The organism is Kangiella sp. TOML190 (assembly GCF_023706045.1).
In the GTDB taxonomy this organism is placed as follows: domain Bacteria; phylum Pseudomonadota; class Gammaproteobacteria; order Enterobacterales; family Kangiellaceae; genus Kangiella.
Window position 1 is genome coordinate 1,623,097 of sequence record NZ_BQYL01000001.1, and the last position, 24,214, is coordinate 1,647,310.

Consider the following 24,214-nt stretch of genomic DNA (forward strand, 5'->3'; position numbering starts at 1 on the left):
TTTTAAAGATTTATTAGGTTAGCTTATGAAGTTATTGGATTGGAATGTTGGACTGGATCAACCATTTTTCTTGATCTGCGGCCCTTGTGTCATCGAGAGCGAGCAACTTGCGATCGATACTGCTGGCTACATGAAAGAAATTACGGACAAGTTAGAAATTCCTTATATTTACAAGTCATCTTTCGATAAGGCTAACCGTTCTTCAAGCAAAAGTTTCCGTGGCCCAGGTCTTGAAAATGGCCTAAAGATTTTGCAAAAGGTTAAAGAGCAGGTGGGCGTGCCAGTATTAACCGATGTGCATGAAGATACGCCGATGCAAGAAGTCGCCGATGTTGTGGATGTGATGCAAACACCAGCCTTTTTATGCCGCCAAACTAATTTTATTCGTCGGGTTTGTGAGCCAGGGATCCCTGTGAATATCAAAAAAGGACAGTTTTTATCGCCGTGGGATATGAAAAACGTGATAGATAAAGCTAAAGAAACTGGCAATGAACAGGTTATGATTTGTGAGCGTGGCGTTTCTTTTGGCTACAATAACTTAGTTTCAGATATGCGCTCTTTATCCATCATGCGTGAGTCGGGAGTGCCGATTGTTTATGATGCAACCCATTCAGCGCAATTACCAGGTGGCCAAGGTTCATCTTCGGGCGGTTTGCGTGAAGTGATTCCGGTGCTAACCCGAGCGGCTATAGCTGCAGGGGTTTCTGGCGTTTTTATGGAGTCGCATCCGGATCCGGCTATTGCCAAATGTGATGGCCCAAATTCTTTCCCCATGTATCGTATCGAAGAAATGTTAGCGACCATGAAAGAATTGGATATAGTGGTAAAAAAAGCAGGTTTTGTTGAAGACTCCATTACCGAGTTTGGTAGTGGTGATTTGATCTAGGTTATTAGTTTAGTTTTTGGTTTAAATAAAAGTAGCAAATGACTAGCACTTGATGTGCAGATTTTGCATAGAGGAATAAAAAGTGAAGATTGTTGACGTAATAGGCCGTGAAGTTTTAGATTCACGTGGTAATCCTACGGTTGAAGCTGAAGTAGTTTTAGACAATGGCGTCAGAGCGATTGCTTGCTCTCCTTCTGGTGCTTCGACGGGTTCTCGTGAAGCTTTGGAGTTGCGCGATGGTGATGCTAAGCGTTACTTGGGTAAAGGCGTGTTAAAAGCGGTTGGTTATGTCAACAATGAATTAAAAAACGCGTTAGTCGGTCAAGATGCCTCTAACCAAGCTGCTATTGATAAAATCATGTTGGACTTGGATGGCACCGAAAATAAAGAAAAATTAGGCGCCAATTCTATTCTTGCGGTTTCTCTTGCTAATGCTAAAGCAGCAGCGCAAGCTGCGGGCAAACCATTATTCGAGCATATTAATCGTGATGGGAAATTCTCGATGCCGGTACCCATGATGAATATTATCAATGGTGGTGAGCATGCGGATAACAATGTTGATATTCAAGAGTTTATGGTGATGCCTGTGGGTGCGCCAACTTTCTCTGAAGGCTTGCGCATGGGCGCGGAGATTTTCCATAGCTTACGTAAAGTGTTGCAAAGCAAAGGTTTGAACACGGCGGTTGGTGACGAAGGTGGTTTTGCGCCAGACTTAGGCTCTAACGAAGAAGCTATTACTGCGATTGTTGAAGCGGTGGATAATGCTGGTTACAAATTAGGTGATGATGTTGCCTTAGCATTGGACATCGCGTCCAGTGAATTTTACGAAGACGGCAAATACCATTTGGCATCGGAGAATAAAAAATTAACTTCGGCTGAGTTTGCAGACTATTTGGCAGACTGGGTTGAGCGTTATCCTATCGTATCGATTGAAGATGGTATGGATGAGTCGGATTGGGAAGGCTGGAAAATCCTTACCGAAAAAGTTGGCGATAAGTGCCAATTGGTAGGCGATGATTTATTTGTGACTAACACCAAAATTTTACAAAAAGGCATTGAGCAAAAAGTGGCTAATTCAATTTTGATTAAAGTCAATCAAATTGGCACCTTGACTGAGACCCTTGCCGCTATCGATATGGCGCATGCAGCCGGTTACACTGCGGTGATTTCGCATCGCTCTGGTGAGACCGAAGATACTACCATTGCCGATTTGGCGGTAGCGACTGCGGCGGGTCAAATTAAAACTGGTTCTTTGTGCCGCTCTGATCGCGTTGCAAAATACAATCAATTATTAAGAATTGAGTCGCAACTCAATGGTGATGCGCCTTACCCTGGTAAGCAAGCATTTAACCAATAAAACAGGCTAAAATACTTAACTTCTTCGTTATAAAGTTAATGGAAAATGCTCAAATAGTTACCTATGTTCCGCTTTTCCATTAACTCAAAGCCTCGAATTTAAGCATTTTTTCACTGTTTTATGTTATAAATAACTTAATAACGCTTATATAAGAAATAAGATAATGAAGTGGATAGCCTTAGTATTATGTGTGATTTTAATATCACTGCAATACCGACTTTGGTTCGGCCAGTCCTCTTATCAAAAAATTCAGCTGCAACAGCAAAAAATCCAACAAATATCAACAGAAAACCAAGAACTCGCCAACCGTAATAAAAAACTCTTCGCTGAAATTGAAGACTTGCGCAAGGGTGTCGAAGCCGTCGAAGAAAGGGCGCGCTACCAATTGGGCATGATTAAAGAAGGCGAAACCTTTTTTAGATTACTAAACAAAGATCCTGATTAATGCCTGAGACCAGTTCTTCTAATCCTCAGTCTGCTGAGCAACGAATATGGGCGCTACTGCCAGCGGCCGGAATTGGTTCAAGAATGCAGTCTGAGCTGCCGAAACAATACCTTGAAATTGGCGATAAAACCATTTTAGAGCATAGTTTAAGTAATTTTCTTAAACACCCTGCGATATATAAAGTGGTAGTAGCTATTAACCCTAATGATCAACATTGGCCTCAACTCGAAGTCTCTAGTCACCCAAAAATGGTAACAGTAGAAGGTGGTGCTGAGCGTGCCGACTCGGTAGCAAACGGTTTGGCTGCCATTCGGCAAATGGGTGGTGAAGATGATTGGGTAATGGTGCACGATGCTGCTCGGCCTTGTCTCTATTCTTTGCATATTGATAACTTGATTATGGCCAGAGATACTTCACCCGATGGTGTTATTTTAGCAATTCCATCGTTTGATACAGTTAAAGTTACCAATAATCAGCAGACCATTGATAAGACTATAAACCGCGAAAAAATTTGGCTCGCGCAAACGCCGCAGTTTTTTCCCGTCGCTAAATTAGCTAAAGCAATTCAAGATACAAAGCAACAGCAACAAAGGATTACTGACGAAGCTTCAGCGATGGAAGCACAAGGCTATCATCCAGCGTTAGTGGTTGGTTCAAAAAGGAATATCAAAATTACTGAGCAAGAAGATTTGATCTTGGCATCAATTTCTTTGAGTATTTAAAAAAGTCTTGCAAAAGATATTAACATCAGTTTTAATCGAGCCATGAATAAGATTTATTTGCAAAATCGCACTCATCACCATCATCCGAGTTTGATGGCGGTGTCTTATTGTGTATAAAAAATAAATCGTTTTATATAAGAATACATAAAGCCCCGCCAACCAGCGGGGCTTTTTTTATGGTTAATTTAGAGTTAAATCAATGAGTTATTTATTTTCAGTACATCATCATCAAATACTGGGTAAGCGACGGTGGGATCGGTTGTAACTGATAAATGCTTGATAAACCCCGTTGCTCCGAAAGGTCAACGGGGTTTTTATTTATAGGTTTTAAATTAATATTTGGAGTAGAAAATGACACTAAAAATGGTGATCCCTAAAGGCAAGCTATACGATAAAGTTGCTGAATTGCTTTCTGATATCGGTTTGTCTTTGGTAGGGGACAGCCGAAATTATAGGCCTACTTTGTACGGCTGTGATATCGAAGTAAAACTTCTAAAAAGTCAGAATATTCCTGAACTGGTCGCTTTGGGTCAGCATGATATTGGCTTCGCTGGACTAGATTGGATAGAAGAAAATAATGCGGATGTTGAAGTTTTAGAAAATCTTAACTTTAATCCAGTGCAAGTTGTTGCCTGCATTCCAGAGAATTGGGATTTTAAATCGGTGATGCAAAAAGAAATTATTGTAGCTTCGGAATATAACAGGATAGCCAAAAACTACCTTGATTCCCTTCAAGTTAAATATAAGTTGCTAAGAGCTTATGGCGCTACTGAGGTTTTTCCGCCGGAAGATGCCGATATGGTGATTGATAATACTTCTACTGGTTCAACCATTAGAGCCAACCGGCTAAAGGTAGTAGGCACAGTATTACAAAGCTCTACTCAGTTAATAGCTAATAAATCTGTGTTAAAAGATCCAAAAAAGCGTAAACAAATAGATGATTTGTTACTACTTATTCGAGCGGTATTAAATGGGCGCAAGCGAGTTTTATTGGAAATGAACTGTAATAAAAAAAATATAGAGCAGATCGTTGAGTTGCTACCTGCTATGCGCGCCCCAACGGTTAGTGAGCTATATAAATCTGACGGGTTTGCAATAAAAGCAGCAGTAGAAAAGCGATTAATTAAGGACTTATTGCCAGAGCTGATTGCCGCTGGTGCTACTGATATTTTGGAAACCCCTATTAGGAAAGTGTTATGAATATTACCTATAAAAATACACTTAAGCTTGATTTTAACGAACGCTCAGATAATCCGCCTGCATGGCTAGATCCTATCACTATAGCTAACAGTACATTATGGTCTTATCCAGACAAATCTTTATTAGAAAAGATCATCTGCCAGCAGTTGGTAATTGATAAGGAGCAATTACTGATCACCAATGGCGGCGATGAAGCAATTGAGTTGCTATTTAAATCAGCCAAAATCAACAGTTCCGATGTTATTTTACCATTACCAGCTTTTAGCCAATATATACAGGCTGAAACAAGTTGGCGACTTAGGCTTAATAAAGTGGATTCTAACGACGATTTAACTATCAATATTGACGCTACTCGTCGTTGTATCAAGAAAGCCAAATCTGGTGACATAGTTATTATAACTAGTCCTAATAACCCAACTGGCGAAACACTTTCATTGCAAGTGATAAAGCAGTTATGCGCGGATGCTAAACAAGCTGGTGTCATAGTTTTTCTTGACCAAGCTTATATTGAATTTACAGAGCAAGCGCAGCAAAGCTTAGAGCTAATTGATGAGTTTAATAATTTAATTGTATTAAGAACTCTTTCCAAAGCCTATGGTTTAGCGGCAATTCGTATAGGTTATATGCTTGGCAATAAGCAACTTATTAGCAATTTTAAAAACATAGCATTACCTTTTAATAATTCGCAGCCTAGCATCGATCTGGCAAAGATAGCTTTTACTAAAAAAGCTCAGCTAGAAATTATTAGTTATAGGAAAGTGATTGCTGCTAATAGGAAAACAATTACCAACTATCTACAACAAAAGCAATTGCAGCTGGTAGAGAGTGAGGCCAATTTTATCCTGATAACGGGAAATACTCTTAAACTTCGATTGATCAAGGCCGCTTGTGCTAAAAATAACATTGACATCAAAACTGGGCTGATAGGTCTGTCAATAAACCAGCAATTGGATGCTATCAGGATAAGTATTCCCCATAACATTGAGCGGTTGACACTGGCATTAAAAATTGCACTAGAACCCATGCTTGTTTGTTTCGATATGGATGGTGTATTGATTAATACGCAGAAAAGTTATGATCAATCAACAATTGAAACAGTTGCATTTTTTACCGGCCAGCGAATTTCAAATGATGAGATTAAGCAACTAAGAAACTCAGCGGGTTTTAATAATGATTGGAAGTTGACAAGGCAACTCATTAAACGTCGTGGAATGAAAGTATCTCTTGAAGAAGTGATCAATAAGTTTCAGGAGTATTATCAGGGGACGAAAAAAACAACTGGTTTTAAGCTAAATGAAATCCCTCTAATAGAAGATCGCAATAGGCAAAAGTTTTTTATTCAAAAAAGTCGGACACTAAAAACGGCTGTGGTTACAGGGCGGCCGCTTGCAGAGGCAAAGCAAGGTTTAGAACTGTTAGGGATTAAAAATACGCTTCTGATTAGCGATGATGATGTTATTAATTCTAAACCAGATCCTGAAGGTGTGATTAAAGCGAAACAGTACTATAAAGCCGATTCTTGTTGGCTGATCGGTGATTCAGCCGATGATATGTTAGCTGCATGTAAAGCGGGCGCGATAGCTATAGGAATTGGCGATAAAGGTTTAATGGACTTTGGTGCTGATCTAGTTTTAGAAAGTGTTAACCAATTGGGAGAGCTACTATGAATACCGATAAAGCTATTCAAATAGAAAGGCAAACCAAGGAAACCCAAATTGATATCCAGCTCAAAATTAGAGGCTCGCAGCAATTAAAAATTAATACGGGATTAGCGTTTTTTGACCATATGCTAAGTCAATTGGCATTGCATGCGGGTTGGGATTTGCGACTAAAGGCTAGCGGAGATTTAGAGGTGGATGATCACCATCTAATTGAAGATGTGGCAATTTGTTTAGGTCGAGCATTTAATCAAGCTTGGCGGCAACAAAGTAATATAAAGCGTTTTGGTCAAAGATTATTACCTATGGATGCAAGTTTAGTCATGGTAGCAGTAGATGTTGCTGGGCGTAGTTATTGTGTCTGTGATCTTCCTTTTGATCGTGAAATGCTCGGGGGGATTGCTACCGAAATGTGGAAGCATTTTTTTTACAGTTTTGCGATTAATGCACACATTAGTTTGCATATTAAAACGGAATATTTCGACAATAATCATCACCTTATTGAAGCCTGCTTTAAAGGTTTGGCTTTTGCTCTTAGCGAGGCGCTAGAGAGCAATAATAAAGAAAACAGTTCTAAGGGAGTTTTGTGATGACAAGCTCAAGAGTAGCTGTAGTTGATACAAAAGCAGGAAATCTATTCAGTATTTTATCGGCATTAGAGCGAATTGGATTTACCCCAATATTAGTTGGCTCTGCTGATGATATACAAAAGGACACTGCAGTTTTTAATGCACTGGTGATTCCCGGTCAAGGTCGTTTTGGCGCTGTGATGAGAAGTTTGCGAACCAATGGCTTAGATAGTTTGATTAAGGACTGGTACTTATCTGGAAGAAAGTTATTAGGTATTTGCGTAGGAATGCAAATCTTTTTTGCAGAATCAGAGGAGGACATAGGGGTTTCAGGCTTAGGGCTTCTAGAAGGTCAGGTAAAAAGACTTCAGTTGCCAAAACGGCCTATGGTGGGCTGGTGTGAGTTAGATTCAAAGCAACTTTGGTTAGATAAGAAATGTGTTTATTTTGTTAATGGTTATGGAGTTTCAAAAACTGAAAGTGAAACTTCCAGAGTGGAGTATGGCGAAGGTTTTGTTGCCAGTATTCGCTCCAAAGGGCTTACCGCTTTTCAATTTCACCCTGAAAAGTCAGGCTCCGTCGGCGAGGAGATGTTAAGACAATGTTTAATTTAAAACCCAGAGTTATTGTCTGTCTTGATGTCGCTAACGGTAGGGTGGTCAAGGGTGTTAATTTTAAGCAGCTGGTTGATATGGGTGATCCGGTTGAGTTAGCAATGGATTATCAGCGACAGGGGGCTGATGAAATTGTTTTTTTAGATATTAAAGCCTCTGTTGAGAATCGCTCCACAGCATTAGATGTAGTAACAAAAGTCGCAAAGCACTTGTCGATTCCTTTTACCGTGGGCGGGGGATTAAATTCATTAGAAGATGTTTCCCAGTTTCTAATGGCTGGTGCTGATAAGGTGGCTTTAAATTCTGCTGCTGTGATTTCTCCTAGTTTAATTAATCAGATCAGCGATAACTTTGGAGCCCAATCCCTAGTGGTTGCGGTTGATATAAACAAAGAGCCGGATGGTTTAAAGGTTTATATCAAAGGTGGAAAGGAGAAAACGAGCCTGTCAGCGTTCAACTGGCTAAGAGAAGTCGAGCAACGCGGAGCGGGAGAAATACTTTTAACTGCAATGCATAAAGACGGAACCAGTTCTGGGTTTGATAATGAGTTGATGAATCGAGTGACGCAAAATTCGACAGTACAAATTGTCGCATCAGGCGGTGCTTCAATACCAAAGCATTTTGTTGAAACCTTTAATGCGGGTAGCGATGCTGCTTTAGCTGCCGGAATGTTTCATCGAGGTGAATATACCATTCAACAAGTGAAATCTGAGTTAATAAACAATCAAATAGAGGTAAGAGAATGCTAATTCCATCAATCGATATCTTAGATGGCAAAGCCGTGCAGTTAGAGCAAGGTGACCCCAATAAAAAGATTGTTGAGAAAGATGATGTGTTCGAATTGTTAGAAGAATACTCTGTCTATGGTGAGGTCGCTATTATCGATCTCAATGCAGCCTTAGGCTTGGGTGATAACAGAGCGCTAATCACACAAATGCTAAAAAAACAGCCGGCTAGAGTCGGTGGTGGTATTCGCAGTTATCAAGTGGCTAGAGAATACCTATCGGCAGGAGCAACGAAAATTATTATTGGTACTCGTTGCCGAGATGACTTTGTTAAAAAGTTACCAAAACAGCGATTAATATTTGCTATAGATGCTTTTGGTGACAATTGGGCTGTGAACGGATGGCAAGACAAAACTCATGAAAAAATCCTCGATATTATCCCTGAACTTGAAAAAGATTGTGGAGAGTTTCTATATACTCAAGTCAATAAGGAAGGCTTATTGCAGGGAATTGATAAGAAAAGAGTCAAATCGGTTATCAAAAAATCAGGAATAACTGTCACTATTGCTGGTGGCATTAGTTCTTACCACGATATCCAGTTTATCAACAAACTTGGTGCTAACAGCCAAATTGGGATGTCGCTGTATACTCAAAAAATCTCGTTAGCTGAGTCTGTTTTAGCATGCTTAGATTTTACTAAGTCGTCACTGATACCAACCATAGTTCAAGATCAAGATTCGGGTCAGATATTAATGTTGGCCTATTCCAGTCAAGAGTCTTTAAGCCTTGCTATGCGCGAAAAGAAAGGGGTGTACTTTAGTCGTTCAAGAAAGCAGCTGTGGGAAAAGGGTTCAACTAGTGGTAATTATCAAGAATTAGTCAATATTGATTATGATTGTGATGGCGATAGTTTAATTTTTAAAGTAAGGCAAAAAGGAGTAGCTTGTCATTTCGATAGGTATAGCTGTTTTGCTAGGCAAGAAAAACAGTTCTCACTCAACACACTTGACCAAGTGTTAAGTGAACGACAAATGATACCCTCGGAGTCTTCCTATAGCAGTCAGCTATTTTCTGATACATCGCTACAAGTAGATAAGCTTAATGAAGAGTGTCAAGAACTTATCGAGGCTCAAGAGTTTGCTGATGTCCGCTGGGAAGCTGCTGATTTAATGTACTTTACATTGGTCTATGCTAAGTCTAGGGGTGTTTCTGCTGAGCAAATTATTCAAGAGTTGGGAGCACGTAATGCAAATTAGAAAGCTTACAAGTTGCAATAGCCGGCGAGCTTCCAACCTAGTGGCTACGGCGGATATAACGGCACTGGTTGCTAAATTGATGGAAGAAATTGAATCTGGCGGCGATGATAAAATTATTGAGTTGAGCAGGCGCTTCGATGGTTTTGAGCCAAGATGGATAGGTTTGCGTCCTTTTAATGAGTATCGGTTAGAGCGGAGTTTGCGCGACTCGATCAGTGCTGCCGCTAACCGAATAGAATTTTTCTGCCAATTTCAAAAGGAGCAATATCAAGACCGTTATTTTGAAGATGAAGTCGGCAGCTTTGGATATTGTTATAAACCGGTTAAACGTATCGGAGCCTATATTCCTGGCGGTCGGTATCCATTGATTTCTTCGGCATTGATGACACTAATTCCAGCTACTGTCGCCGGAGTAAGCCAGCGTATAGCCTGTTCGCCTTCAAAACATCCGGCTATATTAGCCGCCGCTAGCTTAGCCGGTGCAACTAGATTTCTACATATCGGAGGGGTGCAAGCCATTGCCGCTATGGGGCTGGGTTTTTGTGAAAGCGATCCTGTGGATATGCTAGTTGGGCCAGGCAATCAATATGTCAATGCGGCTAAGCAATATTTACAAGGCCGACTTGCGGTTGATACTGCGGCGGGGCCAAGCGAACTGTTGATATTGGCTGAAGACAGCACTCATGGTGAGTGGCTTATCGCTGATATGGCAGCACAAGCTGAGCATGATCCGCAAGCTATTAGCTTATTGGTCAGTGACAGTAAAGCTTTATTAGACAAGGTGTTAGTAATGATTAAAAGGGATAAACACTTGTCTCATCTGTATAAAACGGAACAAATTAATTTATTACAAGCAACGGATATTGAGCAAATGATAAAGTTTAGCGATGACTTTTCTCCTGAACATTTATTGTTAGCTGACTCGCGAATAAATCCAGATTTATTAAACCACTATGGAGCAATTTTTATTGGTGAAAACAGTGCAGTGGCTTATGGTGATTATTGTTCAGGGCCAAATCATACCTTACCCACTGCTGGAGCTGCACGCTATTCAAGTGGCTTAAGTGTGGCTAATTTTTTAAAGATTCAAACCCAACAGAAAGTGAGTGATGACGGCCGAACGCAACTTGCTCAAATCGCTGAAAATTTGGCTCAAGCAGAGCAATTAGTTTGGCATCAACGCAGTATGCAGGTAAGATCAAAAGCAAGTTGATTAGCTTTTTAGCGTAATATGTTTCGAATTGGGCATGGTTTTGATGTGCATAAATTTGGTGGCGATAAGCCGCTAATATTAGGTGGGGTAGAATTTCCTAATGAGCAGGGCTTGATAGCTCATTCTGATGGCGATGTAGTTTTGCATGCGATTTGTGATGCTTTGCTGGGTGCTATCGCTAAAGGCGATATTGGGCACCACTTTCCCGATACGGATGATGAGTTTAAGGGTGCTGATAGTAAACAATTGCTGAATCATGTTATGGATTTGGTCGCGGATGCAGGCTATCAGTTAGGCAATTTAGACGTGACTATTATTGCTCAAGCACCCAAGATGGCTTCCAAGATCGAAGGTATGCGCGGTATTATTGCGGCGGCTTGCGATGTGGATTTTCCTCAAGTTAACATCAAAGCGACTACTACCGAAAAACTGGGTTATATAGGGCGCAAAGAAGGAATAGCCGTGCATGCAGTTTGTCTATTGCTGCAAAAATCATGACCTTAGCACTATACGATTGGCCGCGAGTTACTGGCGAACCGGCTGGCACTGCAGTTTTTAGACATAAACTTAGCGATTTTCAAGTGAGCGAAAGCTTAAGGTTTAAGCCTTCTGGCGAAGGTGCTCATCACTTACTTTTTATTGAAAAAAGAAACGTTAATACCGATATTGTCACTCATAAATTGAGAAAGTTTGCTCAAGTTAAGCCGCTGGATATTGGTTATGCGGGGAAAAAAGATCGGTTTGCCATCGCTCGCCAATGGTTTAGTGTTCAGCTACCACTGCTTACCGAAATCGACTGGCAAGACTGTAACGATGACGAAATTCAGGTATTAGACGTTATTCGCCATCACAAGAAGTTACGGATTGGTGCAGTTAAAGAAAACCATTTTAGGATCCTTTTGCGTGACTTTGCTGGTCAAAAAGAGGTACTTGAGCAGAAGCTTGCAAGATTGCAACGGATCGGCTTTCCGAACTATTTCGGCGAGCAGCGTTTTGGGCATAATGGCGATAATTTGGCTCGTGCGCTAGATTTATTAGCAACCAACAAGCGATTAAAAAATCGTAATTTACAGGGCTTGTTATTTTCTTCGGTACGATCGTTTTTATTTAATCATCTGCTGTCGCAGCGCATAAACAATAATTTGTATGAACAGCTGCTGGAGGGTGATTTTGTACAACTTGAAGGTTCTGAATCGGGTTTTGTGATTGAAGATCTTGGCAAAGAACAGCCACGCTTTGATGCAAAGGATCTTCATCCCACCTTACCGTTAGTCGGTGGCGGCAGAGCGCAAACACAAGCTAAAGCTTTAGAGTTCGAAAGTGAACAGCTGGCTGAATATCAATGGCTTATAGAACAACTTACCAGTAGAAGGCTGAATAGCGAGCGTCGAGCAATAAGGGTATTTCCCAAAAATGTCTATTGGCAATGGCATAATACCGAAAAACCGCAACTTGAACTGAGTTTTAGTTTGCCTAAAGGTGCTTATGCCACGGCTTTTTTGCGCGAGCTGATGGATTTACAACAAGTGAGGCATGATGAAAATATTGTTAAGTAACGACGATGGTTATTTTGCTCCGGGGATTAATGAACTTTATGACCATTTATCCAAAATTGCTGAGGTGACGGTAGTGGCACCTGATCGCAACCGCAGCGGTGCTTCTAACTCGCTAACGCTTGAGCAGCCCATTCGAGCGCACCAAACCGAGCGTGGATTTTATTCTGTAACTGGCACACCGACGGATTGCGTACATTTAGGTACGCACCATTTAATGGATGCCGCGCCGGATATGGTGGTGGCTGGTATTAATACGGGCGCTAACCTTGGTGATGATACTCTATACTCGGGTACGGTTGCTGCGGCGATGGAAGGGCGTGCCTTGGGTTATACGGCTGTGGCAGTATCGCTGAATGGCCATCACTGTAAGCACTTTGCCACTGCCGCGCGGGTAGCTGTAGAAATTATTGAGCAGCTTATTGAGTCACCTTTAACCAAGAATCGAGTGATCAATATTAACGTTCCTGATCTACCTTATGAAGAAATTAAAGGAATTCGATTAACCCGCTTGGGAAATCGCCATCGGGCTGATACTATTATTCCAGCAAAAGATCCTAAGGGACGCGATATTTATTGGTTAGGGCCATTGCCGGAAGGTCAGGATGTGGGAGAGGGCACCGACTTTCATGCAGTAGAGCAAGGTTACGTTTCGATAACGCCGATCAATGTGGATCTAACCGCTTATAATAGTTTCGATGAAATCGAGCAATTCTTGACGAATTTTAATAATTTTAATAATCGCACTTAATTTTTTATAACAGCTTAACTTTAAAGATTGATTTATGAACGCAACTCGACTTTCTGGCATTGGCATGACTTCACAACGCACCCGCAGTCGTTTGGTGCAATGGTTATTGGATGAAGGGATCCAGAACCAGCAGGTACTTACTACGGTAGAGGCTACTCCGCGGCACTTGTTTATCGACGAAGGCTTATCGCACCGTGCCTACGAAAATACGGCCCTGCCAATTGGCGAAGGGCAAACCATTTCCCAGCCCTATATTGTCGCTCGCATGACCGAGCTGCTGTTGGAAACCGGCGCTAGCGATAAGGTTTTGGAAATTGGTACCGGTTGTGGCTATCAAACCGCAATTTTAGCTAAGCTCTGCAAAACCGTGTTTTCGGTCGAGCGGATCCGCAAATTACACATGCAGGCTCGTAAAACCCTGAAAGGTCTCAATCTGCATAATATCCAGCTATTATTTGCAGATGGTTTTAATGGTTGGCAACAAAATGCGCCTTTTGATGGCATTATCGTGACTGCCGCTCCTGCGCAAATTCCTGAGAAACTGTTATTACAGCTAGCCGATGGTGGCCGTATGATCATTCCCGTGGGTAGCCAAGAAGCGGAGCAAGAGTTGTATTTGGTTGAACGCCAGGGCGATAAATTTCGTAAAACCTTTATCGAAAAAGTTAAATTTGTACCGCTAGTTGGGGGCGTTGCTCGTTGAAGATCTTCACTAGTCTTTATGACAAATGCCTAGAATGGGCGCGCCATCAATACGCCGTTTATATCCTAGGTTTTATTAGCTTTATCGAGTCGATTTTCTTTCCAATCCCAACCGCCATCATGTTTGCGCCAATGGCTTTGGCGAAACCGAATAAGGCTTTATCCCTAGCTTTAATCGCCACCGTGTTTTCAGTATTGGGCGGTATTGCCGCTTATTTTTTAGGCCTGTATGCATTTGACTCCTTTGTCGTGCCGTTGGTGGAACAGTTTGGTTGGCAAGGCAAAATTGCCAAAGCCCAAGGTTGGTTCGATACTTACGGCATTTGGATTGTGGTGATTGCGGGCTTTTCACCGATCCCCTATAAGATTTTGACCTTAACTGCCGGTGCCATGCAGATGGCTTTCTTGCCGTTTGTTATTGCTTCAATTATCGGTAGAGCTGCGCAATTTTTCTTGATTGGTGGTCTTGCCAAGTGGGGCGGTAAAGCAATGGAGCATAAATTGCGTCAATATATGGAAATTATTGGTTGGTCTGTATTGGTGTTAGGGGTTGTCGGCTACATTATTTATCAACTTTATCAATAATTGTTTGTCATAAAGGTATATGCAAAAAGAGCCGCCCAAACCCTTATCCAAAATACTCAAGCAGTCCGCCGTTCGTGCTTTATGGTTGGTGGCGATTGTTTTTGCGGTCTACTTGCTGCAGGGTTGCGGTAACGAGCGTTTGGCTTCGGTGGAAGAGCGCCATACCAAAAAATCCAATGTTGTTGCCAATAAAGATCGGGATTATTCTGCGGTGGATGCGCAGATCAGCCGCTACCAAGTCAAAGCTGGTGATACCCTCTACTCGATAGCCTTTCGTTTTGGACTGGACTATCGAGATTTAGCCAAAGCCAACGGTATTGGTTCAAGCTATTTTATTCGCATTGGTCAATGGCTCGATATAGATAAAGCAAGAGACTATCAAGCGAGAGATTCTCAGGCGGCGAGCGAACAAGTTGCGGCTAATAGCGCTAGTCCTATCAGTCGCAGAACTAAGGTGGATTCGAGTTCGGCTAAACCGCAAACAGCTTCTGCAGCTAGCAAGCCACAAATAAAGCCCAGCACAAAACCGAACCAAAAGCCGGTTAATAAACCTAAGGTTGTTGATAGTACTAATCCGCCCAAAAAACCTACTGCTGGTAAGCCCGCGACTAAACCTGCGACCAAGCCTGCGGTTAAGCCAAGAGTAGTAAAAGCGGATCCAAATCGTCCAGTAAAGTTTTGGATCTGGCCGAATATGGGACGGGTGATTAAAAGCTTCCGTGGTTCGGGTAATAAAGGGATCGACATTGAAGGGAATATTGGTGACACGGTAAGAGCGTCGGCCGCCGGAAGGGTGGTTTACGCGGGGCGTGGCTTACGCGGTTATGGCAATCTAGTGATCATCAAGCATAACGAAAGTTTTATTAGCGCCTATGCCCACAATCGTCGTATTTTAGTCAAGGAAAACGAAATCATTAAAGCTGGTCAAAAGATCGCCGAAATGGGCAATTCCGACGCTGAACAACCGAAGTTACATTTTGAAATCCGCTACAAAGGCAAACCCACCGATCCGATGCGTTACTTGCCTAAACGTTAATTATAAATCTTTTAACAGCGCCAGCTATAAAACCTTAATCGCGAGCGCGTGAATATCGGTTTGCATCAAATCGCCAAGCGCTTGATAAATAGCCCTGTGTTGTTGCAGCATTCGTTTGCCGGCTAAAGCCTCGCTTTGGATAATGACGGTAAAATGGCCTAACCCGCCTTTGGCACCTTCATGGCCAATATGCTTGTGGCTATCGTCGACAATTTCTAAATGGCTAGGTGCTAAACTCTGCGTTAAGCGTTTGGTCATTTCTGCGATACGGCTGCTGTTGTCAATCATGTTTCTTATTCTCTTTTTTAGGGTAATACTTTATTGTAAGGCTTTACGGTGACGCTTTTATAAATGCCCATTTCAATATAAGGATCAGCTTCAGCCCATTCTTGGGCGGCTGCTAGCGAATCGAATTCGGCGACGATCAAGGAGCCAGTAAACCCCGCTTCGCCAGGATCAACTACGTCAATCGCTGGGGTAGGCCCTGCGATAATCAAGCGGCCTTGCTGCTTTAAGGCTTGCAGTCTTTCTACATGTGCAGGACGCGCTTGTTTGCGTAAAGGTAGCGAATTTTCAACGTCTTCGGAATAGATTAAATACAGCATAGTATGTTTCTCAAGAGTCACTTTCGGTTGAAGTGGTTTCTTCGTCATCGAATTTCAAATATTTTGCCAAGGAGACAAAGCTAGCCACCATCAATCCCATTAGGGTTAAAAACAAACCGATCATTTTGAAATAAAACCAAAAATCGGTGGAAAAATTATAGGCTACATACAGATTTAAGGCGCCAAAAGCGGCTAAGGTCATTATCCAAATGGCGTTAATGGATTCAAGTTTCTTAATTGGCGGCTCAGCTTTAAACTCAATCGACGATTGCGTCAAATCCATAAAAACATATTTTTTGCTGACGAGTTGCCTGATTAAAATTACCACCGCGCCAGCCCATACCATAACGGTGGTTTTCCATTTGATAAAACTTTCATCGTTAAAATAGTAGGCCATAGCTAGCAAGGCTAAACCCAGTACAAAATAGGCAAGATGTGATTTTTTTACGGGCTCTTTTAACACTAAACTGGTCAAGATCTGCAACAGCGAGCCCGCGCTCCAGACTGCTGCGGCGAGGATTAAATTTTTTGTGACGATATAGGCAACTAAAAAGCCGACTAAGGGGTAGTTTTCTTTCAGAAATTTCATGCTTTTAAGGTAAGTCTAAAGCCGCTAATGATTTGCCGCTCAGTGTACTCCTTGTTTACCCTGACTGCAAAGCAAGGCACAATGGCGCTATAACCTTAAGAAATCATAACCTCATGATCGATTTGCACAGCCATACTTACTATTCCGACGGTAGCCTATCGCCGTCGGAGTTGATAGCTATGGCGGTTGAATCGGGGATTGAACAATTGGCGATTTCCGATCATGACTCGATCGAGGGGCTATTAAGCCTCGAAAAAATGCCTAAGGAATTACGGCTAATTCCCAGCGTAGAAATTTCCGCTAGTTGGAACAAGCAAGGCTTACATATTTTAGGCTTAAATATTGATACCCAACACCAAGGATTACAGGCTTTTCTAAAACAACAGCAGCGAAGTCGCCAAGAAAGAGCGATGCAAATAGCCGATAAACTGGCTAAAGCTGGCGTAACTCATGCAATCGATGATGTTGGCTATTTGGTAGATTCGCAGCCGATGGTGTGCCGAACTCATATCGCCCAATTGTTAGTTGAGCAAGCCTATGTAAAAAATTTCCAAGAAGCCTTTAAGAAGTATTTAGCCAAAGGCGGCAAGGCGCATATCAAAGAGGATTGGTTTGACTTAGAAGACGTTATTGCCATCATCAAATCTGCAGGCGGTCAAGCAGTGCTGGCACACCCGATGCGCTATGGTCTTGGAACCAATAAACTCAAAGCCTTAGTTGAGAAGTTTAAAATGCTCGGTGGTGATGGTTTGGAGATTTGTTATCCAAATATTCAACCTGGGCATAAAAATTTATTGGCAACTTGGGCAAAAGCCTATAAATTGTGTGGCTCGCAAGGCTCGGACTTCCATAGCCCCGATAAGGCTTGGATTAAATTGGGTAAGTTTGCGGCCATGCCCGATGATGTGGAGCCAGTTTGGACTCGCTGGTAAGTAAGAAAATTATTTATGACACAACTGATTGAAATACATCCTGATAATCCGCAGCCACGCTTAATAAATCAAGTCGCTGCGATGATCCGTAATGGTGGCTTGGTGGTTTATCCTACCGATTCGGGCTATGCCTTGGGCTGTCATATTGGTGACAAACGAGTGCTGGACAAGATTCGCCGGATTCGTGATTTGGATAAAAAACATAATTTTACCCTAGTGTGTCGTGATTTAACCGAGTTGGCGGTGTATGCGCGAGTCGATAATTTGGCCTTTCGGCTAATTAAAAACAATACTCCAGGGCCCTATACCTTTGTTCTGCGCGCCACTCAGGAAGTACCCAATCGCCTCAAGCACCCTAAAAAGAAAACCATTGGTATTCGGGTGCCGGACAATAGCATTGCCCAAGCGATGCTCGAAGCGCTTGGCGAACCCATGATGAGTACCTCCTTGATTTTGCCGCAACAAGAAGACGATGAGGTGTTAGCGCCGCATGAGATTTTTGACTTGCTCGATGGGCGAGTGGATGCGGTGATTGATGGTGGCTATTGTGGGCATGAAGAAACTTCGGTGATTGACTTAACCTCGGGCTATCCCGAAGTGATTCGTTATGGCGCGGGCGATCCGAGTTTGTTTGAATAGACTGTTTTAATAATTATCGTCATTCCCGCGAAGGCGGGAATCTATCTAACACTCAATAGTGATTTCTAGGTGGACTCCTGCTTCCGCGGAGCTTCTGTCCTTAGTAAGTCTGTCATCCTGTGGTACCTGAAGGTACTTCCTTTGGTCGCTAACCACAGGATCCAGAAAATAACAAAGAAACAATTTGCATATTTTTTTACACTTTGCCATTCCCTTGCTAGTAGCACTACTGTTTTTCCGAAAGCAGTGGCAAAAAGCGTTTATAATCATGATTTTAGCTATGTTAATAGATATTGACCATTTATTAGCAGCGCCAATTTATGATGCTTCTAGGTGCAGTATCGGCTTTCATCCGCTACACACAATAATTCCAATCACTGCTTATTTTCTAATGTGTTTTTTTAAGAAAACTCGTCTAATCGGTATTGGTCTGATGATCCATATCATTCTGGATTCGATCGATTGCCAGATGACGAATGGGGTTTGGTGGGTTTAGTTACATGGTAGTTAAAAAATTAAGCAAGTCTGTTTTGCCAGTGCTCATAAAGTATATCAATAGACCTATATTGCAAAGCACTGTTAGCCAAAAAATGGCTCGAAAAGGTTGTTTTTTGGTTTTATGGCGAAAGTGTTGTTGAGCTAATACTGCGCCAAGCCAGCCACCCAAAAGAGCAAAAAGGTGTAATGTGCTTTCAGGAACTCGCCAATGATTCTTTTTAGCTGCTCTTTTATCTTTCCAATATAAGCCATAGGTGATAAGTGATAGAGTTAAGTATATCGTTAAAATGATTGGTGATAACTTTCCCCAAAATACCGATAGCACTAAAAGTATAACAGCGACAAACAAAAAGACTATTGCAGGGTTAGGTTCGCTTTTACGTTTAATATTTTTGTTGATATCTGTTGGTAAGAAGGCATTTATGGCGCATCTTCTACCTTTGGAGTCAGTAGATAATTCAAATGTTACTACTTGGTTTGCTTGGGGGCGGTTTTGTTTGTTTTTAAATGCGCTGATGTGTATGAAAACTCGATGTTTTCCGGCATTAGGGGTAATGAATCCATAGCCTTTATCATCATTCCATACAGTAATTATTCCTTTTTGTTTCATATATGGTAATTTTCTCCGTTGTTTGATTATATTTAATTTTATCTTTGCACTAAAATCAAGGGCTTAGCAAGGTTCTTAGCCATAGCCTTTTCGCTTAATCTCGCTATAATAGTTCACTTTCGTAAACCGTATAAAATTACAAACAAAAGGTATTCCATTGAGTTCAGTTTCTGTTGGTCAGCAGCGCGTTTTATCAGGTATGCGTCCGACCGGGCCTCTGCATTTAGGCCATTATCACGGGGTTTTAAAGAATTGGGTTAAGTTGCAGCACGAGTATGAATGTTTCTTCTTTGTGGCCGATTGGCATGCGCTAACCACCAATTACGACGATACCTCGAAAGTTGAGGAGTACGTTTGGGATACGGTGATCGATTGGTTGGCAGCGGGCATTAGTCCCAGCGCTTCCAATATTTTTGTGCAATCAAAAGTGCCTGAGCACGCCGAGTTGCATTTACTGCTTTCGATGACGACGCCTTTGGGCTGGCTTGAACGAGTGCCAACATACAAAGAGCAGCAGGAAAAGCTTAACAATAAAGATTTGGCCACCTATGGCTTTTTAGGCTATCCAGTGATGCAGTCGGCAGATATTTTGATGTATAAAGCGGGTAATGTGCCGGTGGGCGCGGATCAGGTACCGCACGTGGAGATGACTCGCGAAATCGCCCGTCGTTTTAACCACTTTTACGGCAAAGAACCCGGCTTTGAAGAAAAAGTCGAGCTAGCCATTAAAAAGATGGGCAAGAAAAACGCCAAGCTTTACAAAAGCTTACGCAAAAAATTCCAAGAAACCGGTGATCAAGAGGCGCTAGAAACTGCGCGCGCGCTAGTGGAAGCGCAAGGCAGTGTTTCACTCAATGATCGCGAGCGTTTGTACGGTTATTTAGATGGAGCAGGTAAAATTATTTTACCGGAACCGCAAGCCTTATTAACGCCAGTGTCGAAAATGCCAGGGCTTGATGGGCAAAAGATGTCCAAATCGTATGGTAACGCCATTTCCATGCGCGAGTCGAAAGAGTCTGTGGAAAAGAAAATTCGTACCATGCCAACGGATACCAAGCGGGTGCGCTTGACCGATCCGGGCAATCCAGAAGACTGTCCAGTGTGGGAATTCCATAAGATTTATTCTTCCGAGGAAGTCAAAGACTGGGTGCAAAAAGGCTGCACCAGCGCTGGGATTGGCTGTTTAGAATGTAAAGGGCCGGTGATTGATGCGGTTTGTGCCGAACAGCAGGTGTTTGTGGAGCGCGCCAAAGAGTACCAAGAGTCGCCTGAAATCGTGCGCAATATTGTGTCGGAAGGCTCTGAAAGAGCGCGTGATGTGGCGCGTGAGACTATGGATGATGTGCGTTCTGCCATGGGGTTAGCCTACAAGTAACGCGAATACTGCAAGGCTCGATAAGTTTGTTAAAATGTTTATTAAACTGCTCATTTACTAGAGTAAACTGCGCTTTTAATAAAAATTTTGCCGCCTTCTCAAGCCTTTCGTAATCCGCTCTAGGGTAATACTGTGGTTCCTCGCTCGGCGTTAGATTGGGGCATTGCGAGCCATTGAAAATGGCGTCGAAAATAAAGTAAAACTAGTAATAGTAGATACAGATGAATAACGAAACTCCTGATAATCAAGAACTTAGCGCTGCCGAAGCGGAAGCGGCGGGCGCTGGCGTGGTGGCCGATGCGGCTCTGGTGGCTGATAAAGCTGCGGATGCGCAAGTGGTTCAGGAGGAGATGCCGTTTCATTTGGTTGGTGGCGAGCAATTAGAAAAATTCCCCGATGATTTGTATATTCCGCCAGAGGCACTTGAGGTCTTTTTAGAGGCTTTTGAAGGTCCGCTGGATTTGCTCTTGTATTTAATTAAGCGCCAAAACGTGGATATTTTGGATATTCCGTTAGCTCATATTACTGAGCAGTATATGGAGTATGTGGAGTTGATGAAGGCTTTGCATTTAGAGCTGGCGGCGGAATATTTGGTGATGGCGGCGATGTTGGCGGAAATTAAAAGTCGTGTGTTGTTGCCAAGACCTAAGACGGATGATGAGGATGAGGAAGATCCGCGGGCTGATTTGATTCGCCGCTTGCAGGAGTACGAGCAGTTTAAAAAAGCCGCTGAAGAGTTGGATGAAATTCCGCGGATGGGACGCGATGTGTTTGCGGTTAGCGCGAAAAAACCTGAGCTGAGGATCATTAAGCCTGATCCAGAAGTGGATATGAAGGAAATTTTACTGGCTTTGCGGGATGTGTTGAAGCGTGCGGAAATGTTTTCGAGTCACCAAATTTCCTTTGAAGCTTTGTCGGTGCGCGAAAAGATGGGTAAGGTGTTAGAGCAGCTTTCGGCGCAGAGTTTTTGTGATTTCAGCCAGTTATTTCAGCCCGAAGAAGGGCGCATGGGGGTTGTGGTGACTTTCTTGGCAATTATGGAGTTAGCCAAAGAGTCACTGCTTGAGCTTATCCAAACCGATGATTATGGGCCGATCCATGTTCGTGCCAAGGTCGATGAGGCGAGTTTAAGTTTGGACAGTTTGCCCGACATCAGTTCAAGTGATGATGAATAGATAGCGCAATAAAAGAGTATTTGAGAAAACATTCATGAAGCAAGAGAAAATAGTCAGAATTATTGAAGCCGCTTTATTGGCTGCGGGTTCAAGCTTGAATAACGATCGTATTTTAGCTTTGTTTGGCGAAGACGAAGGGGTTAAGCCAGCGGATATCAAACAAGCGTTGGAAACTTTGCAGCAAGAAACCCAAGGGCGCGGTGTTGAGTTGGTCGAAGTCGCTAGCGGCTATCGTTACCAAGCACGCCAAGACTACGCTGAGTGGATTGCCCGTTTGTGGGAAGAGCGTCCGGCTCGGTATTCGCGAGCTCTGTTGGAAACTTTGTCATTGATCGCTTATCGTCAACCGGCAACGCGCAGCGATATCGAGCAGGTGCGAGGAGTTAGCGTTAGCTCATCCATCGTCAAAACCTTATTAGAAAGGGAGTGGGTGCGGGTCGTTGGACACAGAGATGTTCCGGGAAAACCTGCGCTTTATGCTACAACCAAGCAATTTTTAGACTACTTTGGGCTTAAAAGCTTGGACGAATTACCGTCGCTTGCGGAAATCCAAGATTTGGATAACCTCAATCCAGAGTTGCAATTTGAGCAAGATGAGGATGACTCTGGGGCTAAAACTGATGCGCAAAACGAGCTGGCAGAGACTTCTGAGAAGCAAGAGCTAGAAGAGTCAGGCGAGCAACCCGCTGCAGAAGTTACCAAGATTGACCCTGAATCGTCCAATGAATCGCAAGAGCTTAGCGAAGAACAGCAAGATCTTGAGCAGGAAATTGCCTTGCGTAGCGTTAAGCCTTAACTTCCAGCCATCTTGATCGACAATTTATGTCACTTTATCACTTATCTCGTTTAAACTTTTTCTTTTAACTCATTGATTTATATATAAAATCGAATTTTACACTTGTTAACCGTTCAAAATTTGAACTGATTCACATTTTTTGCTAATTTGGGTCTCAAGGGTACTGTTATCTTGAGGAAGGACTCATGTTAGAAAGCATCAGTAACATTTATTTTATTGTCGGCCTAGTGGCTACGCTGCTGATTGCGGTTATGGTTTATTTCGCGAAAAGGAGCTATATCAACTCTTTGCATCAAAAGATCAATGAGCAGCAAGAAATGATGGGTAAAACTATCAATCAGTTAGCTGCGACTAAAACCATGATCCGTAATCTGGAAGACAATAGCGCTCAACAGCTCAAACAAATTAACGAGATGACTAAAGTTAACCGTGTCCACAGTGATAAATTAGCAGAATCCTATAACCAGTATCAGGAGCTGTTATCGGAATTGGAAAATACCAATCAATTAAAGTCGGACTTACAAAGTCAGCTTTTTGAAAAAGAACAGCAATTTGAAAAGCTCTTATCTGAAAAATCTGAAGAATTTAATCGTGTCGAGCAATCTTATAAAAAGGTTAGCCATAGCTTTGATATCGTGCAAAAAAGTAATGATAATTTGCGACAAGAGCGAGATTTCTACCGCCAAGAGTTTATCAAATTGCGGGACGGGGATTTTGATTTGAATCAATTGCAAGAATCAATGAAATTACAACAGACTGCCTAAAGTTAAGATTTCACCTGAGTTAAGTTAAAAAGGAGCTATCGAGCTCCTTTTTAACTTCTGTACCTTAAGGATCGAAAGCTCTACAATAGTCCTATTACTTTTTAGTCTAATAGATTGATGTCTGAAAAATTACAAAAAATCCTCGCCAATGCTGGCTTAGGTTCACGCCGTGAAATTGAGAAGTGGATTGCTGCTGGTCGCGTTAGTGTTAATGGTAGCATTTCGACCCTAGGCGATAGGGCGACCGATAAAGATACCATTCGAGTAGATGGTCAAGTGATTTCGATTAAAGCCAAAGACGAAATCTATACTCGGGTTATTGCGTATCATAAGCCACTCGATCAAGTTTCTACCGCCAAAGATCCCCAAGGTCGAGAAACGGTTTTTGATAGTTTGCCAAGAACTAAATTTGGTCGCTGGATCAGTATTGGGCGGCTCGATATTAACACTACAGGTTTGTTGTTGTTTACCAATAATGGCGAACTGGCACATCGCTTGATGCATCCTTCTTATCAGGTGGAACGTAAATATGCGGTGCGGGTGTTTGGTGAAGTGACTCAAGAAATTCTGAATAATTTAAAAGCGGGAGTGTTAATCGATGGCGATTTATGTCACTTTGATTCGATTATCGAGAAAGGTGGCGAAGGCGCTAACCATTGGTATGAAGTTAGCCTCGCTGAAGGCAAAAATCGCGAAGTTAGAAAACTGTGGCAATCGCAAGGTGTTGAGGTTTCACGTTTAATCAGAACTCTGTATGGCCCAGTTGAACTACCAAAAGATTTAAGCCGTGGTCGTTGGCGTGATCTTGATGCGGATCAAATTAGTAAACTCGCTGAGCTGGTTAAATTGAAAGTAACTCCGCGAAAGGAACAAGCGGTACAAAAGAAGCATAAAAAATCTAATTTTAAATGGAAAAAGCCGCGCTAATGTGTGCTATGGGTTTTATTAAAATGTTATCA

Annotated in this window: 29 protein-coding genes; 25 read left to right on the plus strand and 4 right to left on the minus strand. The window is 42.3% G+C overall.

Annotation, left to right across the window (positions count from 1 at the left end):
- Positions 1 to 25 precede the first annotated feature (25 nt).
- The 17 genes from kdsA to NFS34_RS07875 all read left to right on the plus strand — a co-directional run bounded on the left by kdsA (position 26) and on the right by NFS34_RS07875 (position 15,272).
- Complete coding sequence (kdsA, locus tag NFS34_RS07795; protein WP_251359372.1) at positions 26 to 886, plus strand: 3-deoxy-8-phosphooctulonate synthase; 861 nt, start codon at positions 26 to 28, stop codon at positions 884 to 886.
- Positions 887 to 968: 82 nt separating this feature from the next.
- Entirely contained in the window at positions 969 to 2,243 is a 1,275-nt protein-coding gene (gene eno, locus NFS34_RS07800) for a phosphopyruvate hydratase (protein WP_251359373.1), read from the plus strand.
- Between the two features lie 163 nt (positions 2,244 to 2,406).
- The gene (ftsB, locus tag NFS34_RS07805) at positions 2,407 to 2,688 is read left to right on the plus strand and encodes a cell division protein FtsB (RefSeq protein ID WP_251359374.1); all 282 of its coding nucleotides are present in this window, start codon (positions 2,407 to 2,409) and stop codon (positions 2,686 to 2,688) included.
- Positions 2,688 to 3,410: a 2-C-methyl-D-erythritol 4-phosphate cytidylyltransferase gene (gene ispD / locus NFS34_RS07810; RefSeq protein WP_251359375.1), complete on the plus strand. Its 723-nt coding sequence runs from the start codon at positions 2,688 to 2,690 to the stop codon at positions 3,408 to 3,410. Before ftsB ends, ispD begins: the two co-directional genes overlap by 1 nt.
- Positions 3,411 to 3,761: 351 nt before the next feature.
- On the plus strand, positions 3,762 to 4,610 hold the full coding sequence (gene hisG, locus NFS34_RS07815; RefSeq protein WP_251359376.1) for an ATP phosphoribosyltransferase: 849 nt from the start codon (positions 3,762 to 3,764) through the stop codon (positions 4,608 to 4,610).
- Positions 4,607 to 6,277, plus strand: coding sequence for an aminotransferase class I/II-fold pyridoxal phosphate-dependent enzyme (locus tag NFS34_RS07820; RefSeq protein ID WP_251359377.1), 1,671 nt, complete (start codon positions 4,607 to 4,609; stop codon positions 6,275 to 6,277). Before hisG ends, NFS34_RS07820 begins: the two co-directional genes overlap by 4 nt.
- A complete protein-coding gene (gene hisB / locus NFS34_RS07825) occupies positions 6,274 to 6,858 on the plus strand; it encodes an imidazoleglycerol-phosphate dehydratase HisB (protein WP_251359378.1) in 585 nt (194 codons plus the stop codon). The genes NFS34_RS07820 and hisB overlap by 4 nt, the downstream gene beginning before the upstream one ends.
- Positions 6,858 to 7,451 (plus strand): imidazole glycerol phosphate synthase subunit HisH, encoded by a 594-nt coding sequence (hisH, locus tag NFS34_RS07830; RefSeq protein ID WP_251359379.1) that lies wholly within the window; start codon positions 6,858 to 6,860, stop codon positions 7,449 to 7,451. The genes hisB and hisH overlap by 1 nt, the downstream gene beginning before the upstream one ends.
- Positions 7,439 to 8,200, plus strand: coding sequence for an imidazole glycerol phosphate synthase subunit HisF (gene hisF / locus NFS34_RS07835; RefSeq protein WP_251359380.1), 762 nt, complete (start codon positions 7,439 to 7,441; stop codon positions 8,198 to 8,200). The genes hisH and hisF overlap by 13 nt, the downstream gene beginning before the upstream one ends.
- Positions 8,194 to 9,432, plus strand: coding sequence for a phosphoribosyl-AMP cyclohydrolase (gene hisI / locus NFS34_RS07840; protein WP_251359381.1), 1,239 nt, complete (start codon positions 8,194 to 8,196; stop codon positions 9,430 to 9,432). Before hisF ends, hisI begins: the two co-directional genes overlap by 7 nt.
- The gene (gene hisD / locus NFS34_RS07845) at positions 9,422 to 10,645 is read left to right on the plus strand and encodes a histidinol dehydrogenase (RefSeq protein WP_251359382.1); all 1,224 of its coding nucleotides are present in this window, start codon (positions 9,422 to 9,424) and stop codon (positions 10,643 to 10,645) included. Before hisI ends, hisD begins: the two co-directional genes overlap by 11 nt.
- An 18-nt stretch (positions 10,646 to 10,663) precedes the next feature.
- The gene (gene ispF / locus NFS34_RS07850; protein ID WP_251359383.1) at positions 10,664 to 11,143 is read left to right on the plus strand and encodes a 2-C-methyl-D-erythritol 2,4-cyclodiphosphate synthase; all 480 of its coding nucleotides are present in this window, start codon (positions 10,664 to 10,666) and stop codon (positions 11,141 to 11,143) included.
- Entirely contained in the window at positions 11,140 to 12,201 is a 1,062-nt protein-coding gene (gene truD / locus NFS34_RS07855; protein ID WP_251359384.1) for a tRNA pseudouridine(13) synthase TruD, read from the plus strand. The genes ispF and truD overlap by 4 nt, the downstream gene beginning before the upstream one ends.
- The gene (gene surE, locus NFS34_RS07860; RefSeq protein WP_251359385.1) at positions 12,182 to 12,949 is read left to right on the plus strand and encodes a 5'/3'-nucleotidase SurE; all 768 of its coding nucleotides are present in this window, start codon (positions 12,182 to 12,184) and stop codon (positions 12,947 to 12,949) included. The genes truD and surE overlap by 20 nt, the downstream gene beginning before the upstream one ends.
- Positions 12,950 to 12,983: 34 nt before the next feature.
- The gene (locus NFS34_RS07865) at positions 12,984 to 13,652 is read left to right on the plus strand and encodes a protein-L-isoaspartate(D-aspartate) O-methyltransferase (RefSeq protein ID WP_251359386.1); all 669 of its coding nucleotides are present in this window, start codon (positions 12,984 to 12,986) and stop codon (positions 13,650 to 13,652) included.
- Positions 13,649 to 14,236 carry a YqaA family protein gene (locus NFS34_RS07870; protein ID WP_251359387.1) on the plus strand — a complete coding sequence of 196 codons (588 nt, stop codon included), beginning with the start codon at positions 13,649 to 13,651 and terminating at the stop codon, positions 14,234 to 14,236. The genes NFS34_RS07865 and NFS34_RS07870 overlap by 4 nt, the downstream gene beginning before the upstream one ends.
- Positions 14,237 to 14,255: 19 nt before the next feature.
- Positions 14,256 to 15,272, plus strand: a complete 1,017-nt coding sequence (locus NFS34_RS07875) for a peptidoglycan DD-metalloendopeptidase family protein (RefSeq protein WP_251359388.1) — start codon at positions 14,256 to 14,258, stop codon at positions 15,270 to 15,272.
- A gap of 24 nt (positions 15,273 to 15,296) precedes the next feature.
- On the opposite strand, the gene NFS34_RS07880 is transcribed toward NFS34_RS07875, so the two are convergent.
- Genes NFS34_RS07880 through NFS34_RS07890 form a run of 3 tightly spaced genes read right to left on the minus strand, consistent with a single transcriptional unit; the run spans position 15,297 to position 16,466 of the window.
- Positions 15,297 to 15,560, minus strand: coding sequence for a BolA family transcriptional regulator (locus NFS34_RS07880; protein WP_251359389.1), 264 nt, complete (start codon positions 15,558 to 15,560; stop codon positions 15,297 to 15,299).
- A 17-nt stretch (positions 15,561 to 15,577) separates the two neighbouring features.
- On the minus strand, positions 15,578 to 15,877 hold the full coding sequence (locus NFS34_RS07885; protein ID WP_251359390.1) for a YciI family protein: 300 nt from the start codon (positions 15,875 to 15,877) through the stop codon (positions 15,578 to 15,580).
- Positions 15,878 to 15,887: 10 nt separating this feature from the next.
- A complete protein-coding gene (locus NFS34_RS07890) occupies positions 15,888 to 16,466 on the minus strand; it encodes an inner membrane-spanning protein YciB (protein WP_251359391.1) in 579 nt (192 codons plus the stop codon).
- A gap of 113 nt (positions 16,467 to 16,579) precedes the next feature.
- Between NFS34_RS07890 and NFS34_RS07895 the strand changes: the two genes are divergently transcribed.
- The 3 genes from NFS34_RS07895 to NFS34_RS07905 all read left to right on the plus strand — a co-directional run bounded on the left by NFS34_RS07895 (position 16,580) and on the right by NFS34_RS07905 (position 18,533).
- Positions 16,580 to 17,398: a PHP domain-containing protein gene (locus NFS34_RS07895; protein ID WP_251359392.1), complete on the plus strand. Its 819-nt coding sequence runs from the start codon at positions 16,580 to 16,582 to the stop codon at positions 17,396 to 17,398.
- Positions 17,399 to 17,413: 15 nt separating this feature from the next.
- The gene (locus tag NFS34_RS07900) at positions 17,414 to 18,037 is read left to right on the plus strand and encodes an L-threonylcarbamoyladenylate synthase (RefSeq protein ID WP_251359393.1); all 624 of its coding nucleotides are present in this window, start codon (positions 17,414 to 17,416) and stop codon (positions 18,035 to 18,037) included.
- Between the two features lie 184 nt (positions 18,038 to 18,221).
- Entirely contained in the window at positions 18,222 to 18,533 is a 312-nt protein-coding gene (locus NFS34_RS07905) for a DUF6122 family protein (RefSeq protein ID WP_251359394.1), read from the plus strand.
- On the opposite strand, the gene NFS34_RS07910 is transcribed toward NFS34_RS07905, so the two are convergent.
- Positions 18,534 to 19,145 carry a cold shock and DUF1294 domain-containing protein gene (locus NFS34_RS07910; RefSeq protein ID WP_251359395.1) on the minus strand — a complete coding sequence of 204 codons (612 nt, stop codon included), beginning with the start codon at positions 19,143 to 19,145 and terminating at the stop codon, positions 18,534 to 18,536.
- 199 nt (positions 19,146 to 19,344) lie between these two features.
- Between NFS34_RS07910 and NFS34_RS07915 the strand changes: the two genes are divergently transcribed.
- From NFS34_RS07915 to rluB, 5 genes are all read left to right on the plus strand, one after another.
- On the plus strand, positions 19,345 to 20,520 hold the full coding sequence (locus tag NFS34_RS07915) for a tryptophan--tRNA ligase (protein WP_376707972.1): 1,176 nt from the start codon (positions 19,345 to 19,347) through the stop codon (positions 20,518 to 20,520).
- Positions 20,521 to 20,741: 221 nt separating this feature from the next.
- A complete protein-coding gene (locus tag NFS34_RS07920; protein ID WP_309296414.1) occupies positions 20,742 to 21,695 on the plus strand; it encodes a ScpA family protein in 954 nt (317 codons plus the stop codon).
- A gap of 34 nt (positions 21,696 to 21,729) precedes the next feature.
- Positions 21,730 to 22,491 carry an SMC-Scp complex subunit ScpB gene (scpB, locus tag NFS34_RS07925; RefSeq protein WP_251359399.1) on the plus strand — a complete coding sequence of 254 codons (762 nt, stop codon included), beginning with the start codon at positions 21,730 to 21,732 and terminating at the stop codon, positions 22,489 to 22,491.
- A 185-nt stretch (positions 22,492 to 22,676) separates the two neighbouring features.
- Positions 22,677 to 23,255 carry a hypothetical protein gene (locus NFS34_RS07930; RefSeq protein WP_251359401.1) on the plus strand — a complete coding sequence of 193 codons (579 nt, stop codon included), beginning with the start codon at positions 22,677 to 22,679 and terminating at the stop codon, positions 23,253 to 23,255.
- A gap of 117 nt (positions 23,256 to 23,372) precedes the next feature.
- A complete protein-coding gene (gene rluB, locus NFS34_RS07935) occupies positions 23,373 to 24,182 on the plus strand; it encodes a 23S rRNA pseudouridine(2605) synthase RluB (RefSeq protein ID WP_251359402.1) in 810 nt (269 codons plus the stop codon).
- Positions 24,183 to 24,214 lie beyond the last annotated feature (32 nt).